The sequence below is a fragment of the Mycobacterium sp. 852002-51152_SCH6134967 genome (assembly GCF_001667105.1).
Lineage (GTDB): Bacteria > Actinomycetota > Actinomycetes > Mycobacteriales > Mycobacteriaceae > Mycobacterium > Mycobacterium neumannii_A.
In genome coordinates this window covers 1-13,432 of the sequence record NZ_LZIK01000023.1, presented here as the reverse complement: position 1 = coordinate 13,432, position 13,432 = coordinate 1, and the positions used below count along the sequence as shown (strand labels likewise).

General features: G+C 67.4%; 11 protein-coding genes. 6 read left to right on the top strand and 5 right to left on the bottom strand.

The features are described 5' to 3' along the window. Positions 1-96 precede the first annotated feature (96 nt). Positions 97-846 carry a sulfite exporter TauE/SafE family protein gene (locus tag A5790_RS07505; protein WP_197696732.1) on the top strand — a complete coding sequence of 250 codons (750 nt, stop codon included), beginning with the start codon at positions 97-99 and terminating at the stop codon, positions 844-846. On the opposite strand, the gene A5790_RS07500 is transcribed toward A5790_RS07505, so the two are convergent. Together A5790_RS07500 and A5790_RS07495 are read right to left on the bottom strand one after the other, a co-directional pair. Then, on the bottom strand, positions 843-1,907 hold the full coding sequence (locus A5790_RS07500) for a phosphotransferase family protein (RefSeq protein WP_066842367.1): 1,065 nt from the start codon (positions 1,905-1,907) through the stop codon (positions 843-845). The genes A5790_RS07505 and A5790_RS07500 overlap by 4 nt on opposite strands. Before the next feature lie 118 nt (positions 1,908-2,025). Beyond that, positions 2,026-2,793 (bottom strand): SDR family NAD(P)-dependent oxidoreductase, encoded by a 768-nt coding sequence (locus A5790_RS07495; protein ID WP_064401607.1) that lies wholly within the window; start codon positions 2,791-2,793, stop codon positions 2,026-2,028. 103 nt (positions 2,794-2,896) lie between these two features. Here A5790_RS07495 and A5790_RS07490 point away from each other — a divergent pair, with 103 nt between their 5' ends. The 4 genes from A5790_RS07490 (at position 2,897) to A5790_RS25365 (ending at position 8,634) form a co-directional block, all read left to right on the top strand. Continuing rightward, entirely contained in the window at positions 2,897-4,438 is a 1,542-nt protein-coding gene (locus A5790_RS07490) for a molybdopterin-dependent oxidoreductase (protein WP_066842365.1), read from the top strand. A 130-nt stretch (positions 4,439-4,568) separates the two neighbouring features. Beyond that, a complete protein-coding gene (locus tag A5790_RS07485; protein WP_066842362.1) occupies positions 4,569-6,143 on the top strand; it encodes an ATP-dependent DNA ligase in 1,575 nt (524 codons plus the stop codon). Between the two features lie 50 nt (positions 6,144-6,193). Further along, entirely contained in the window at positions 6,194-8,488 is a 2,295-nt protein-coding gene (locus tag A5790_RS07480; RefSeq protein WP_066842360.1) for a carbon starvation CstA family protein, read from the top strand. Next, entirely contained in the window at positions 8,431-8,634 is a 204-nt protein-coding gene (locus A5790_RS25365; protein WP_082961622.1) for a YbdD/YjiX family protein, read from the top strand. The genes A5790_RS07480 and A5790_RS25365 overlap by 58 nt, the downstream gene beginning before the upstream one ends. 21 nt (positions 8,635-8,655) lie before the next feature. Here the strand turns inward: A5790_RS25365 and A5790_RS07475 are convergent, their stop codons facing one another. From A5790_RS07475 to A5790_RS07465, 3 genes are all read right to left on the bottom strand, one after another. Next, a complete protein-coding gene (locus A5790_RS07475; RefSeq protein WP_066842358.1) occupies positions 8,656-9,237 on the bottom strand; it encodes a carboxymuconolactone decarboxylase family protein in 582 nt (193 codons plus the stop codon). A 116-nt stretch (positions 9,238-9,353) separates the two neighbouring features. Next, the gene (locus A5790_RS07470; protein WP_066842356.1) at positions 9,354-10,577 is read right to left on the bottom strand and encodes a cytochrome P450; all 1,224 of its coding nucleotides are present in this window, start codon (positions 10,575-10,577) and stop codon (positions 9,354-9,356) included. 36 nt (positions 10,578-10,613) lie between these two features. Further along, a complete protein-coding gene (locus tag A5790_RS07465) occupies positions 10,614-11,642 on the bottom strand; it encodes an LLM class F420-dependent oxidoreductase (protein WP_066842354.1) in 1,029 nt (342 codons plus the stop codon). Positions 11,643-11,728: 86 nt separating this feature from the next. On the opposite strand from A5790_RS07465, the gene A5790_RS07460 reads away from it, so the two are divergent. Further along, positions 11,729-13,225 carry an acyl-CoA carboxylase subunit beta gene (locus A5790_RS07460; RefSeq protein WP_066842352.1) on the top strand — a complete coding sequence of 499 codons (1,497 nt, stop codon included), beginning with the start codon at positions 11,729-11,731 and terminating at the stop codon, positions 13,223-13,225. Positions 13,226-13,432: the final 207 nt, after the last annotated feature.

Genomic DNA, 13,432 nt, shown 5'->3' with positions numbered 1-13,432 from the left:
GTCAGTTCTTCAGGTCTGACTGACGGCGCCCGAGCGAGGCAGATCACAGCGCCTCGAATCTTCGGACGCCACGCGCTGGCCGTAGCGTGACCTTCGATGACGTGGGCCCTGCTGTTCGCCGCCGGCGTTCTCGGCGGGCTCACCGGCAGCATCGCCGGGTTGGCCTCGGTGGCCACCTATCCCGCGCTGCTGCTCTTCGGGTTGCCCCCGGTCACCGCCAATGTGACGAACACCGTGGCGCTCGTGTTCAACGGGATCGGCTCGGTGTTGGGGTCGCGTCCTGAACTCAAGGGGCAGGGCAGGTGGATCCTGCGCACCGCACCGATCGCGGTGTTCGGTGGTGTGGCCGGCGCCGCGCTGCTGCTCACCACGCCCGCCGAGGGCTTCGAGAGGTCGGTGCCGGTTCTGCTCGCTGTCGCCTCGGTCGCGATCCTGCTGCCCCGCCGGGCTCCCGGTGACGAGCCGAGCACGGGGCGTCGCCGTGCAGCGGTGGTCATCGAGGCGACCGCGGTGTTCCTGATCTGTATCTACGGCGGCTATTTCGGTGCTGCCGCGGGTGTGCTGCTGCTGGCGCTCCTCTTGCGCACCGGCCACGCCTCGCTCGCGGAGGCCAATGCGGGCAAGAACGTGATCCTGGGTGTGGCGAACCTCGTGGCGGCCGTGGTGTTCGCGATGTTGGCGCCGGTGCAGTGGGGTGCGATGTTGGTGCTGGGCCTGGGCTGTCTGATCGGCTCCCGGCTCGGGCCGGTCGTCGTGCGACACGCACCTGCGGGGCCGTTGCGCGTCGTGATCGGCGCAGCCGGCGTGGCGCTGGCCGTCCAGCTGGCGATCGACACCTACGCCTAGAGCTCGAAGGGGCTGTCGCCCTTGATCACCCGCTTGCCGAGATCGATGAGGTTCTGGGCGTTGGCATGCAACCGCTCCCCCGCGTCCCGGCTCGCCTGACCGATCAGGAACCGCGACCAGGTGCCCTCAATGACGATCCCCAGCTTGAAGCACGCCATCGCGACATACCAATCGAGGCTTGATGTTTCGCGGCCGCCGGCTTCGAGGTAGGCGTCGAGGAGTTCGCGACGGGTGGCCAGTCCGCCGAGCGCCGCGAGCTCTGCGCCCGCGGTGATCGTGTTGGTCTCCAGCGGCCAGCAGATCAGCATCCAGCCCAGATCGAGCAGCGGATCGCCGATCGTGCACATCTCCCAGTCGACGAACGCCGCCACCTCTGGCCTGTCGCGACGCAGCAGCACATTGCTCAGGTGCGGGTCACCGTGCAGGACACCCGGACGACCCTCCGGCGGTAGGTTCGACGCCAACCACTCAGCGAGTTCGGTCACGGCCAGCGACTCGGGGTCGTATCGGTCGTGCCGGTAGCTTTCGAGCAGCCGGAGGAACTGCGGAACCTGACGCTCCAGAAAGGATCCGGGCCGTTTGAGCTCGGCGAGCGGGCTGCCCTCCCATTCGACCTGCCCGAGCGCGGCCAGGCTCGCCGCATACGACAACCCCACTTGATGGCGCATCGCCGGATCGCGCACGTAGGCCTCGGACATGTCGTCACCGGGGTTGAAGCCGTCGACCACTTCCATCAGGTAGAAGACCACGCCGAGGACGCTGAGATCCTCACAGCCGGCGATGAATCCGGGATGCGGCACCGGTGTCCCCGCCAACGTCCGCAGCGCCGCGATCTCGCGCAGCATCGTCTTGTCGCTCGTCGGCCGCGGATGGGCCGGCGGTCGTCGAAGCACCATGGGCCGGTCGTCGATCAGCAAGCGCACCACGATGTTCTGCGTTCCGCCGGTCAGCGGTTCGACAGCGCTGACCGTCGTGCCCAGACCCTCCGCGCGCACCCACTGCTGCAGCGCGGCCTGGTCGTCCTGGCTCAGTGTCGGAAGGCGATGCGCGTCGTCGGGCATGCAGCCATCGTGTCAAATGGATCGCGGAAGCGGCACGGGAGTCGGCCGCCTCACCCTATCTGCGATTTCGGTGTAGTTGGTGGCGGTGAGCGCAACCAACTACACCGAAATCACACCTCTACTTGGGGGCGAAGCGCTGGCCGGCGTCCAGGCGCAGGCACTGGCCGTTGAGCATCGGGTTCTCGACGATCGCGGCCACCAGCTTGGCGTACTCCTCGGGCTTGCCGAGCCGCTTCGGGAACGCCGCGTCCTTGGTCAGTGCCTTGGCGAACTCGTCGGGAATGCCCTCGGTCAGACCCGTGGCGAACAGGCTCGGCGCGATCGCCAGCGCCCGGATGCCCAGGCTGCCCATGTCGCGGGCCATCGTCAGGCACATCCCCGCGATCGCGGCCTTGGACGCGGTGTAGGCGACCTGCCCGATCTGGCCCTCGAACGCCGCGATCGAGGCGGTGTTGATGATGACGCCGCGCTCTTCCTGCTCGTCGTCGACGAGATCCTGCTGGCTCATCTGCCAACCGGCCAGCCTGCTGATGTTGAACGTGCCGATGAGGTTGAGGTCCACGCACTTACGGAACGTGTCGAGGCTGTGCGGGCCGTCCTTCTTGACCGTGCGCTCGGCGGCGCCGCCACCGGCCGTCGTCACGATGATGTGCAGCCCGCCGAGCTTGTCGATCGCCTGCTGCAGCACCTTCTCGGTGCCCTCGAAGTCGGTGACGTCCACCTCGAAGAAGGAGCCACCGATAGCGTCGGCCACTTCCTTGCCCTTCGACTGCGGGCGGTCCAGAACCGCCACGTCCGCGCCGCGTTGAGCCAGCAACTCGGCCGTCGCCTTGCCGAAGCCCGACGCTCCGCCGACGACGATGGCCTTCTTGCCAGAAATCTCCACCTGGGTCTCCCCTTTCCAAAAAGAGCTCGATTCGTAAAGCAACCTAGCTGACGTCACCGTTCGGTAAGCCCGTCGGGTCGCCAACGTGAGTACTTTGAGCGGCATGACGTCGCGCAGCACCAAGGCGATGGGCGGCATCGCCGCAGCCGCCGTCGCGCTGGGCGTGACCCAACTGCTCGCCGTCTTCGTCGGACCGCGGGCCGACTCGCGTACCGCCGTCGGGTCGGCGGTCATCGACCTGACGCCCGGTCCGGTCAAGGAGTGGGCGATCCAGACCTTCGGCATGGCGGACAAACTCGTCCTGTCGATGCTCGTGCTCGCGGTGATCGCCGTCGTGGCCGCCGCCACCGCGGCGTTGGAGACGCGGCGCTTTCCGATCGGCAGCGTCGCGATCGTGGCGGCCGGCGTCGCCGGGTGCGCGGCGGTGCTCTCGCGTGCGGGGGCGACCCTGTTGGACACCCTGCCGACGGTGGTCGGCGCCGCCTGCGGCGTCGCGGTGCTTCGGTTGCTGACGTCGGGGCGGTTCACCGACGACGTCGGGCAGGCAGGCGACGACGGGCCCGATCCCGGCCGACGGCTGTCGTTGATCACGCTGGGCTTCCTCGGGGCTGGCGCGCTGACCGGAGTGGGCGGCGTGGTGCTGTCGCGCCTCACGACCTCGGTCTCCGGTGACCGCACGGCATTCGCGCTGCCGCCGGTCGACGTCGCCGCTCCCCCGATCCCGGCGACGGTGCAGCCGAAAGGTGTCGGGCTGGCGTCGTTCGTCACCAACAACGCCGACTTCTACCGGATCGACACCGCGCTGAGCGTGCCGCAGTTGAGTCGCGAGAACTGGCAGCTGCGGATCCACGGCATGGTCGATCGCGAAATCACCTTGCGCTTCGACGATCTCGACCAATTCGACGTGGTCGAGAAAGTGGTGACGCTCACGTGTGTGTCGAACCCGGTCGGCGGTGATCTCATCGGCAACGCGACGTGGACGGGATACCGCGTATCAGACCTGTTGGCAGAGGCCGGGATTCACCGTGACGCGGACATGGTGCTGTCGATGTCGATCGACGGGTTCACCGCGGGCACTCCGGTCGAGGCGCTCACCGACGACCGGGGCTCACTGCTGGCGGTCGGCATGAACGGCGAACCGCTGCCGACCGAACACGGTTATCCCGCCCGCCTGGTGGTTCCCGGGCTGTACGGGTATGTCTCGGCGACGAAGTGGGTGGTCGACCTCGAGGTGACGCGGTTCGACCGCGCCCAGGCCTACTGGACGCGTCTGGGGTGGTCACCGCGCGGGCCGATCAAGACCGAGTCGCGGATCGACGTGCCGCGCAGTGGTCAAGACGTGCCCCGCGGGGAGGCGACGTTCGGTGGTGTGGCGTGGGCGCAGAACCGCGGGGTGCGCAACGTCGAGGTGCGCGTCGACGGACCCGCCGGGCAGGGCGACTGGCAACAGGCCGAACTCGGCGCCGCCTACTCGAACGAGACCTGGCGGCTGTGGAGTTTCCGGTGGCAGGCCACCCAGCCGGGACCGCACACCATCACGGCCCGGGCCACCGACAACACCGGCGCGACACAGACCGCCGCGATTGCCCAACCGATCCCTGACGGCGCCACCGGCTGGCACAGCGTCGACTTCGAAGTCACCTAGTTTCCCTGCCGCGAGCGACCGTGTCTGTCCCTCGACACGCCGCTAAAGGGCGTGCAATTGCGGTCACTCGCGCCCGACGGATGACCTCTCGCGGCTCAACAATGTCGGATCGGCGTGTCAGGCTGAACACGTGCAGTTACTCGACGTCGCCACGGCGTCCGCCGAGGTCGGTGCGTCCTCATCGCGGCTGGCCAAAACGGCTCGAATCGCCGATCTGCTGGGCCGCGGCGGCGAGGAAGGCGACGCCGATCAGGTCGCGGTCGTGGTGTCGTGGCTCTCCGGTGAGCTGCCGCAACGGCAGATCGGTGTCGGGTGGGCCTCGCTGCGCTCGCTACCGCGCCCGGCGGAGTCCGCATCGTTGACGGTGCCCGACGTCCATGCGCGGTTCACCGAGATCGGGCAAGTCGCGGGCAAGGGCTCGCAGGCACGGCGCACCGAACTGCTCGCCGGGCTGTTCGGCGCCGCGACCGCAGAAGAGCAGACTTTCCTGCGTCGGCTGCTGGGCGGTGAGCTGCGCCAGGGCGCACTCGTCGGCGTGATGGCCGATGCGGTTGCCAAGGCCGCCGGCCTCCCGGCCGCCGCGGTGCGCCGTGCCGCGATGCTCGGTGGCGACCTGCCCGCCGTCGCGGCCGCCGCCCTGACCGTGGGCGAGGCCGCACTGGAGCGGTTCACGCTGACGGTCGGCCGTCCGGTGGGCCCGATGCTGGCGCAGACCGCAGCCGGCGTGGCCGAGGCACTCGAACGTCTCGGCGGCACAGCAGTTTTCGAAGCGAAGCTGGACGGCGCGCGGGTGCAGGTGCATCGGCGAGGCGACGAGGTATCGATCTACACCCGAAGCCTCGACGACGTGACCGCACGCCTCCCGGAGGTCGCCGACGCCGTGCTGGCGTTGCCGGTCACAACCGTGATCGCCGATGCCGAGGCAATCGCACTCAAACCCGACGGGCGGCCGCACCGCTTCCAGGTGACGGCATCGCGGTTCGGTCGCTCCGCCGACATCGCCGCCGCCGCGGCGGCCCAACCGCTGTCGGTCTTCGTATTCGACCTGCTGCATGTCGACGGCGTCGACCTGCTTGACAAACCCGCCGGTGAACGCATCGAGGTGCTCGACGCGCTCGTTCCGAAGCTGCACCGCGTCGACCGCCTCGTCACCGACGACGTCGAACAGGCGCGCGAGTTCCTCGAGGTGACGCTGGCGGCCGGCCACGAGGGCGTCATGGCCAAGTCGTTGACCGCGCCGTACGAGGCGGGGCGACGCGGAGCCAGCTGGCTCAAGGTCAAACCCGTACACACCCTCGACCTGGTGGTGCTCGCGGTCGAGTGGGGTTCGGGCCGTCGCACCGGCAAGTTGTCCAACATCCACCTCGGCGCACGGGATCCGCAGACGGGCGAATTCGTCATGCTCGGAAAGACTTTCAAGGGTATGACCGACGCCATGCTCGAGTGGCAGACCACCCGGTTCCTCGAGTTGGCCGACGGACCGACCGACGACTCCGGCTATCTGGCCGGCTCAGCCGGCCGTGTGCTGCGGGTCAGACCCGAGCAGGTCGTCGAGATCGCGTTCGACGGCGTGCAGACGTCGACGCGGTACCCCGGCGGTATGGCCCTGCGGTTCGCCAGGGTGCTGCGGTACCGCGACGACAAGAGCCCCGCAGAAGCCGACACCATCGACACGGTGCGGGCGTTCTACCAGCGCGGAAGCTGAAGCCCGCGGTTTTGACACGTCGTCGGCGCCGCCGATGAAAAGATCGGCACATGGCATCTCCGACCGCTCCCGCAGAGCGCACAGAGGAAACCGAGGGCGACGTCACCTATATCCGCACCGACAAGGATCTGCCGCCGGTCGCGATCATCGACCGGTCGCCGATCACGGTCCGGCACCGGATCATCTTCGGCGTCATCGCCCTGCTTGGCGCGGTCGCGTGGGCTGTGATTGCGTTCTTCCGCGGAGAAACCGTCAACGCCGTGTGGTTCGTCATCGCCGCGATCTGCACCTACGTGATCGGCTTCCGGTTCTACGCCCGACTCATCGAGATGAAGATCGTGCGTCCGCGCGACGACCATGCCACTCCCGCCGAGCTATTCGAGAACGGCACGGACTACATGCCCACCGACCGGCGGGTGTTGTTCGGACACCACTTCGCCGCGATCGCCGGCGCGGGCCCGCTCGTCGGACCCGTCCTCGCCATGCAGATGGGCTACCTGCCGGGAACCATCTGGATCATCATCGGCGCGGTCGTCGCGGGCTGCGTCCAGGACTATCTGGTGTTGGCGATCTCGACGCGTCGGCGGGGCCGCTCGCTGGGACAGATGGCCCGCGACGAACTCGGGACGATCGGCGGTGTGGCCGCCATCGTCGGCGTGCTCGTCATCATGGTGATCCTGCTGGCGGTGCTGGCCCTGGTGGTCGTGGGTGCGCTCGCCGAGAGCCCGTGGGGCGTCTTCTCGATCGCCATGACGATCCCGATCGCGATCTTCATGGGCCTGTACCTGAGGTTCCTGCGGCCGGGCCGGGTGTCGGAGGTGTCGCTCATCGGCGTCGCGCTGCTGCTGCTCGCGGTCGCCTCCGGAGGGTGGGTCGCCGAAACCGCCTGGGGCACAGAATGGTTCACGCTGTCGAAGGTGAGCCTGTCGTGGGCCCTCATCATCTACGGATTCGCCGCGTCGGTGCTGCCGGTGTGGTTCCTGCTCGCACCGCGCGACTACCTGTCGACGTTCATGAAGGTCGGCACCATCGCACTGCTGGCAGTCGGCATCGTGCTCGCCCGCCCGGTCATGGAGGCCCCGGCGATCTCGGCGTTCGCCGCTGAGGGCACCGGTCCGGTGTTCGCCGGATCGCTGTTCCCCTTCTTGTTCATCACGATCGCGTGCGGTGCGCTGTCGGGCTTTCATGCGCTGATCTCGTCGGGCACCACCCCCAAACTGCTCGAAAAAGAAGGCCAGATGCGCCTGATCGGCTACGGCGGCATGATCACCGAGTCGTTCGTCGCGATCATGGCGTTGATCACCGCGGCCATCCTCAATCAGCATCTGTACTTTGCGATCAACGCGCCCGCGGCCTCGACCGGCTCGACCGCCGAGACCGCGGCGGCCTATGTCAACAGCCTGCCGATCGAGGGCCCGCCGGTCACCGCCGAGCAGATCACTCAAGCCGCCGAGAGCGTCGGCGAAGAGTCGATTGTGTCGAGGACCGGCGGTGCGCCCACACTGGCGTTCGGGATGTCGGAGGTGCTGAGCAAGGTCTTCGGCGGTGATGCGCTCAAGGCGTTCTGGTACCACTTCGCGATCATGTTCGAGGCGCTGTTCATCCTCACCACCGTGGACGCGGGCACCCGGGTCGCGCGGTTCATGCTCTCCGACGGTCTGAGCAACCTCGGAGGTCCGCTGCGCAAGCTGAAGGACCCGAGTTGGCGTGTGGGAGCGTGGATCTGCAGCCTGGCCGTGGTGGCGGGTTGGGGCAGCATCCTGCTGATGGGCGTCACCGACCCGCTCGGTGGCATCAACACGCTGTTCCCGCTGTTCGGTATCGCCAACCAGTTGCTGGCCGCGATCGCCTTGACGGTCGTGACCGTGGTGGTGGTGAAGAAGGGCCTACTGAAATGGGCTTGGATACCGGCGATCCCGTTGCTGTGGGATCTGATCGTGACGATGACGGCGTCGTGGCAGAAGATCTTCTCGGGCGATCCGAAGGTCGGCTACTGGACTCAGCACTTCCAGTACCGCAACGCGAAAGACGCCGGCGAGACGGCGTTCGGCGCGGCCAAGGACGCCGGCGAACTCGACGCGGTCATCCGCAACACGTTCATCCAGGGCACACTGTCGATCGTGTTCGCACTGCTGGTGCTGATCGTGTTCATCACCGGGGTGATCATGGTGATCCGGACGCTTCGCGGCACCGCACCGCCGACGACCGAGGACGAACCGGTGCCGTCCCGGATCTTCGCGCCCTCGGACCTGCTCATGACCAAGCCGGAGAAGGAGGTGGCCAAGCAATGGGACGCGTTACCGAAGGCGCACGCAAAATCGGTTCGTACTGGCGCACCTTCGTAGGCGACCTGATGGGCGACACCCACTACCGCCGGTACGTCGAGCACTGGTTGCGGACCCATCCGGGTGAACCGGTGCTCTCCGAACGGGACTACTGGCGGATGCGGCACGCCGCAGCCGAGGCCAATCCGGGTGCGCGCTGCTGCTGACCCGGCTTTTGGCCTCACCGGCTAGCCCGAGGCGACGACCCCCTCGGAAATCCAGGGTGCCGCGGTCGTTTTGGCGCTCCGGAACGCGCTGGGGACATCGTCGGTGACGGCCCACGTCGCGGCCAATCGGCCCATGCCTACCGCGTACGCACAATGCACGCCGAGTTCGACGAGTTCCTCTTCGGTGAAGTGGTGCCGAAGGTCGTTGTAGACGGCATCGTCGATCGCGAGGTGGTCGGTGGCGAACAGATCGGCGAACCGCAGCGCGCTGCGCTCGGCGTCTGACAGGCCGTCGGCCTCCTCGGGACGTTCCAGTGAACAGACCGTGTCCTCGGTGAGCCCGGCATCCACCGCACTCTGGTAGCGCACCGACATGCAACTGCGGCACTGGTTGTGGAACGCGATGCGCAGCCGTACGAGCTCCACGAGCCTCGGCGACAGGGTGCCACTGGATTGCAGCGCGGCCCGAAGCGAGCCCAGCGCGGCAGCGACGTCGGGCCGATGGCCGAGTATCGAGGCCACGCCCAGGTTGATCCGATCACCTTGGCCCAGATCGGCGGTCGGAATCGCAGCAAAGGCCGACGACGGTGCAACTCGAGACATGGCCACCTCATATCGCAGCGGTTCTGGCGTGGGTACACGATATCTCGCGCGCTCAGAGCCGTTGGCGAATCCAAGCGCCGGCCAACAACCGATTCGGCGAGTAGCCGGGCTTCCGCTCAGGGCGTCAGTGAGTAGCGGATCGGCAGGTGTTTGAGCCCGCCGACGAACGTCGTCGCCACATGCTCGGGACGCCCCGTCAACTCGACGCCCTTCAGGCGGGGCAGCAGCTCGCTGAAGAAGCTGTTGACCTCCATGCGGGCTAACGCCGCCCCCAGGCAGAAGTGCACGCCGTACCCGAATGCGACGTGCTTGTTCGGGTCGCGGGCGATGTCGAAACGGAAGGGATCGTCGAACACGTCCTCGTCACGGTTGCCCGAGACATAGGACAGCAGAACCGATTCGCACGCCGCGATCGGGATGCCGCGCACGGTGGTGTCCTCGGCAGCCGTACGCATGAACGCTTTCACCGGTGTGACCCAGCGGATCATCTCCTCGACCGCCAACGGCATCTTGTCGAGGTCGCTGCACAGGTTGTGGCGTTGCTCGGGGTTCTCGATGAGAGCCAGCATCCCGCCGGAGATGGTCGCGCTCGTGGTGTCGTGCCCCGCTGCGGCGATGATCGCGTAGTAGGAGATCGTGTCGATGTCCGACAGCGGTTCGCCGTCGATGGTCGCGTTGGCGATCGCCGAGGCGAGGTCAGCGGTCGGGTTCTCACGGCGCGAGGCGGTCAACGCGGTGAAGTACTCGAACATCTCGACCAGCGCCGACATCTGGTCGGCCTGGTCCGTACCCCGCTTGAACTCGTCGTCGTCACTGCCGAACAACTCCTGGGTGAGCTTGAGCATCAGCGGGAAGTCCGACTCCGGGATGCCCAGCAACGACATGATGACGTAGAGCGGGAAGTTCACCGCGACCTGCTGGACGAAGTCGCACTCGGTGCCGATGTCCAACATCTTGTCGACGTACACCTTGGCGAGTTCGTCGACGCGGATCTTCAACGCGCGCATCGCCTTCGGTCGAAACCAGTCGGCCCCGATGGCACGCACCACGCGATGCTGCGGATCGTCCATGTGGATCAGGGTGCGTACGCCGATCGCCGCCTGCTGCTCGTCGCCCTCTTCGGTGACCAATACCGGCCGCGGATGATTGGTGAAGAGCGTGTTGGCCCGCTCGATGTCCATGATGTCGGCGTGCTTGGTGATCGCCCAGAACGGGCGGTAGTTCGGCACGTCGACCCACGAGACGGGCGCGTTGGCGCGCAGATGCGTCAGCGCGTCATGCAGTTTGGTTTCATCGGTGTAGGCCTGCGGGGTGGCGAAGACCCTGGCCGCCTCGTCCATAATCGGTGTGCTCACAAGAACTCCTCTGCCGAACCGTCACCTGCCGCGCACGTCCTCCAGCACGGCAACTATCGTCGTTTCGTCGATCGAGCGCGGGAATCCGATCATCACCCGGTCGATCACGCCGTCGCACCGGTCTGCGATCTTGGCCGCCAGCTTGTCGATCGGGGCGACCACCGCGAATGCCTCCAGAATCTGGTCGTCGATCAGGGTGCCCATCGCGTCCCACTCCCCGGCGAGGCTGAGCCGGTGCAGTTCGTCGTGCAGATCGCCCCACCCGTGCAGCGCAAGCACTTTGCGATAGGCCGGGGTCGACCCGTAGAAGGCGATCTGCTTGCGGGTGGCGACGGCGGCGTCGGTGGCCTCGCGCTCGTCGGCGCCGGTCACCACGAAAATCGGACAGGACACCTGAAAGTCGCTGCGCCGCCCGCCCGATCGGGCCATGCCGCGCTCGAGCGCCGGGATGGTGACCTCTTCGAAGTAGCGTTTGGTCGTGAAGGCATGGGCCAGAACGCCGTCGGCCACCTCGCCGGCCATCTCGGTCATCGCCTCGCCCACCGCGGCGATGAACACCTTCGGGAACCCGTAGTCGTGTGGTTCGGGAGTGAACATCGGCGTCATCAGCTTGTGCGTGTAGAAGTCGCCCTCGAACCGCAGCCGCGAACCGTCGCGCCAGCACGTCCAGATCTCGCGCATCGCGTGCACGAATTCGCCCATGCGGCGCACGGGTTGGCTCCACGGCATGCTGAACCGCTTCTCGATGTGGGGCCGGATCTGTGAACCCAGACCCACGATGAGCCGGCCCCGCGAATAGTCCTGCAGATCCCAGCCGATGTTGGCCACGGTCATGGGGTTTCGGGCGAACGCCACCGCAATGCTGGTGCCGAGATCCAGTGTTTCGGTGTGCTCGGCGGCGAGCGTCAACGGCAGGAACGGGTCGTGGGCCACCTCGGCCGTCCAGCACCCGTCGTACCCGCGCCGCTGCAGCGTGCCCGCCGTTTCGGCCACGTCGGCGAGCCGACTGGAGACCGCCCCGTCGACCTTCAGGCCGGCGCCGCTAAGCATGGTCGTAGACGCTACAGTAAGCAATTCAGTATGGTCAACGAGGTCATGCCGGTGCGACGATCGCCTATCCATGGACAGGAGTTGTGATGACCAAGGCCGAGGATTGGCATGCCACGCTCGACGAGCTGTCGCGGCGGCGCCAGACCGCATACGACATGGGCGGCGCCGAGCGGGTCGCCAAGCACCGCGACAAAGGCAAGCTCGACGCCCGCGCGCGCATCGAGTATCTGCTCGACAAGGGCACGTTCCGCGAGTTCGGCACGTTGGTCGGCGGTGACATCGCCGCCGACGGCATCGTCGCCGGCTCGGGCTCTCTCGACGGCAAGCCGGTGATGATCGGCGCCGAGGATTTCACGACGCTGGCGGGCAGCATCGGCCCCGGCGGGAACTCCAAGCGGTACCGATTGGCGGAGTTGGCCGTGCGCGACAAGGTGCCGCTGATAATGCTGCTGGAGGGCGCGGGCTTTCGCCCGAGCGGCGAGCACTACGGCCGCACGCCGACTGACCTTCTCGCCCAGGCGCAGTGTTCGGGCAAGGTGCCGATGGTCGCCGGTCTGCTCGGGCCGTCGGCCGGACACGGCGCGCTGGTCGCACCGGTCTGCGACTGGACGATCATGAGCCGGCAGGGCGCTATCTTCACCGCCGGGCCGCCCGTGGTGAAAGAGTCGACGGGCGAGGATATCTCGAAGGAGGACCTCGGCGGTCCGACGGTCGCGCTCGCCAGCGGCGTGATCCACAATATCGCCGAGGATGACGAAGCGGTGCTCGACGACATCCGCCGCTACCTGTCGTACTTTCCGGCCAGCGCGTGGTCGTATCCGGACTCGCTTCCCGCTGATGAGGCGGCCGCCCCGCGGAGCACCCCGGAGCTACTCGAGCTTGTGCCCCGCGGCAATCGGCGCGTCTACGACATGCGGCGCGTGCTCGACGTCGTCTTCGACCGCACCGACTGGTTCGAGGTTCAGCCGAAGTTCGGGCCCGCGATCATCTGTGCGCTGGCCCATCTCGGCGGCCACCCCGTCGCGGTGGTGGCCAACCAGCCGCAGGTGATCGCCGGTTCCATCGACGCCGACGCCGCGGACAAAGCGGCGCACTTCATCACCGTCGCCGACTCGTTCCACCTGCCGATCGTGTTCCTCGCCGACAACCCCGGCATGCTGCCCGGGAGCCGCTCGGAGAAGGCGGGCGTGCTGCGCAGCGGCGCGCGGATGTTCGCCGCGCAGACCGCCGCGACGACGATCAAGCTGCACGTCACGCTGCGCAAGGCGTACGGTTTCGGTTCGATGGTGATGTCGCTGTTGGGGTTTGACAACCAGAGCGCGACGTTCGCCTATCCGGGCGCGACGATGGGCGCGATGAGCGCGGCCGCACTCAGCAAGGCGTCACACGCCGCCGAGGATGTCGAGGCGCGGCTTCGGCAGATGGAGGTCGAGGCGTCGTTCCGCTCGGCGGGTCACCTCGGTTTCGACGACCTGATCCATCCCGAGGAGACCCGCAACGCGCTGCTGTGGGGGCTGCAGCGGGCGGTCTACAGCCGCCAGTCCGCCCCCGAACCGGTCGCCCGCACGGTCATCACGCCCTGACCTCCAGGTTCCTGCGCGAGCGTCCGTGTTTGCCCACGACACGCCGCCGTATTTCCTGCGAATGCGCACGGCCGCGGGCCGGTGAGCGTGCGCGTGGTGCGCATTTTCCGCGGTGTGTCGCCGACAGACGCGCACTCAGTGTGATGGTTGTGGGGCCGCGTTTGCGGTGGTTGGGTTCTTCTCATCTGGTGCCTGGTTCAGACGCGC

Bases quoted from the DNA above. Each gene is read 5' to 3' on its own strand.
- A5790_RS07505 (WP_197696732.1), top strand. From the start codon at position 97: ATGACGTGGGCCCTGCTGTTCGCCGCCGGCGTTCTCGGCGGGCTCACC.
- A5790_RS07500 (WP_066842367.1), bottom strand. From the start codon at position 1,907: ATGCCCGACGACGCGCATCGCCTTCCGACACTGAGCCAGGACGACCAG.
- A5790_RS07490 (WP_066842365.1), top strand. From the start codon at position 2,897: ATGACGTCGCGCAGCACCAAGGCGATGGGCGGCATCGCCGCAGCCGCC.
- A5790_RS07480 (WP_066842360.1), top strand. From the start codon at position 6,194: ATGGCATCTCCGACCGCTCCCGCAGAGCGCACAGAGGAAACCGAGGGC.
- A5790_RS25365 (WP_082961622.1), top strand. From the start codon at position 8,431: ATGGGACGCGTTACCGAAGGCGCACGCAAAATCGGTTCGTACTGGCGC.
- A5790_RS07475 (WP_066842358.1), bottom strand. From the start codon at position 9,237: ATGTCTCGAGTTGCACCGTCGTCGGCCTTTGCTGCGATTCCGACCGCC.
- A5790_RS07470 (WP_066842356.1), bottom strand. From the start codon at position 10,577: ATGGACGAGGCGGCCAGGGTCTTCGCCACCCCGCAGGCCTACACCGAT.
- A5790_RS07465 (WP_066842354.1), bottom strand. From the start codon at position 11,642: ATGCTTAGCGGCGCCGGCCTGAAGGTCGACGGGGCGGTCTCCAGTCGG.
- A5790_RS07460 (WP_066842352.1), top strand. From the start codon at position 11,729: ATGACCAAGGCCGAGGATTGGCATGCCACGCTCGACGAGCTGTCGCGG.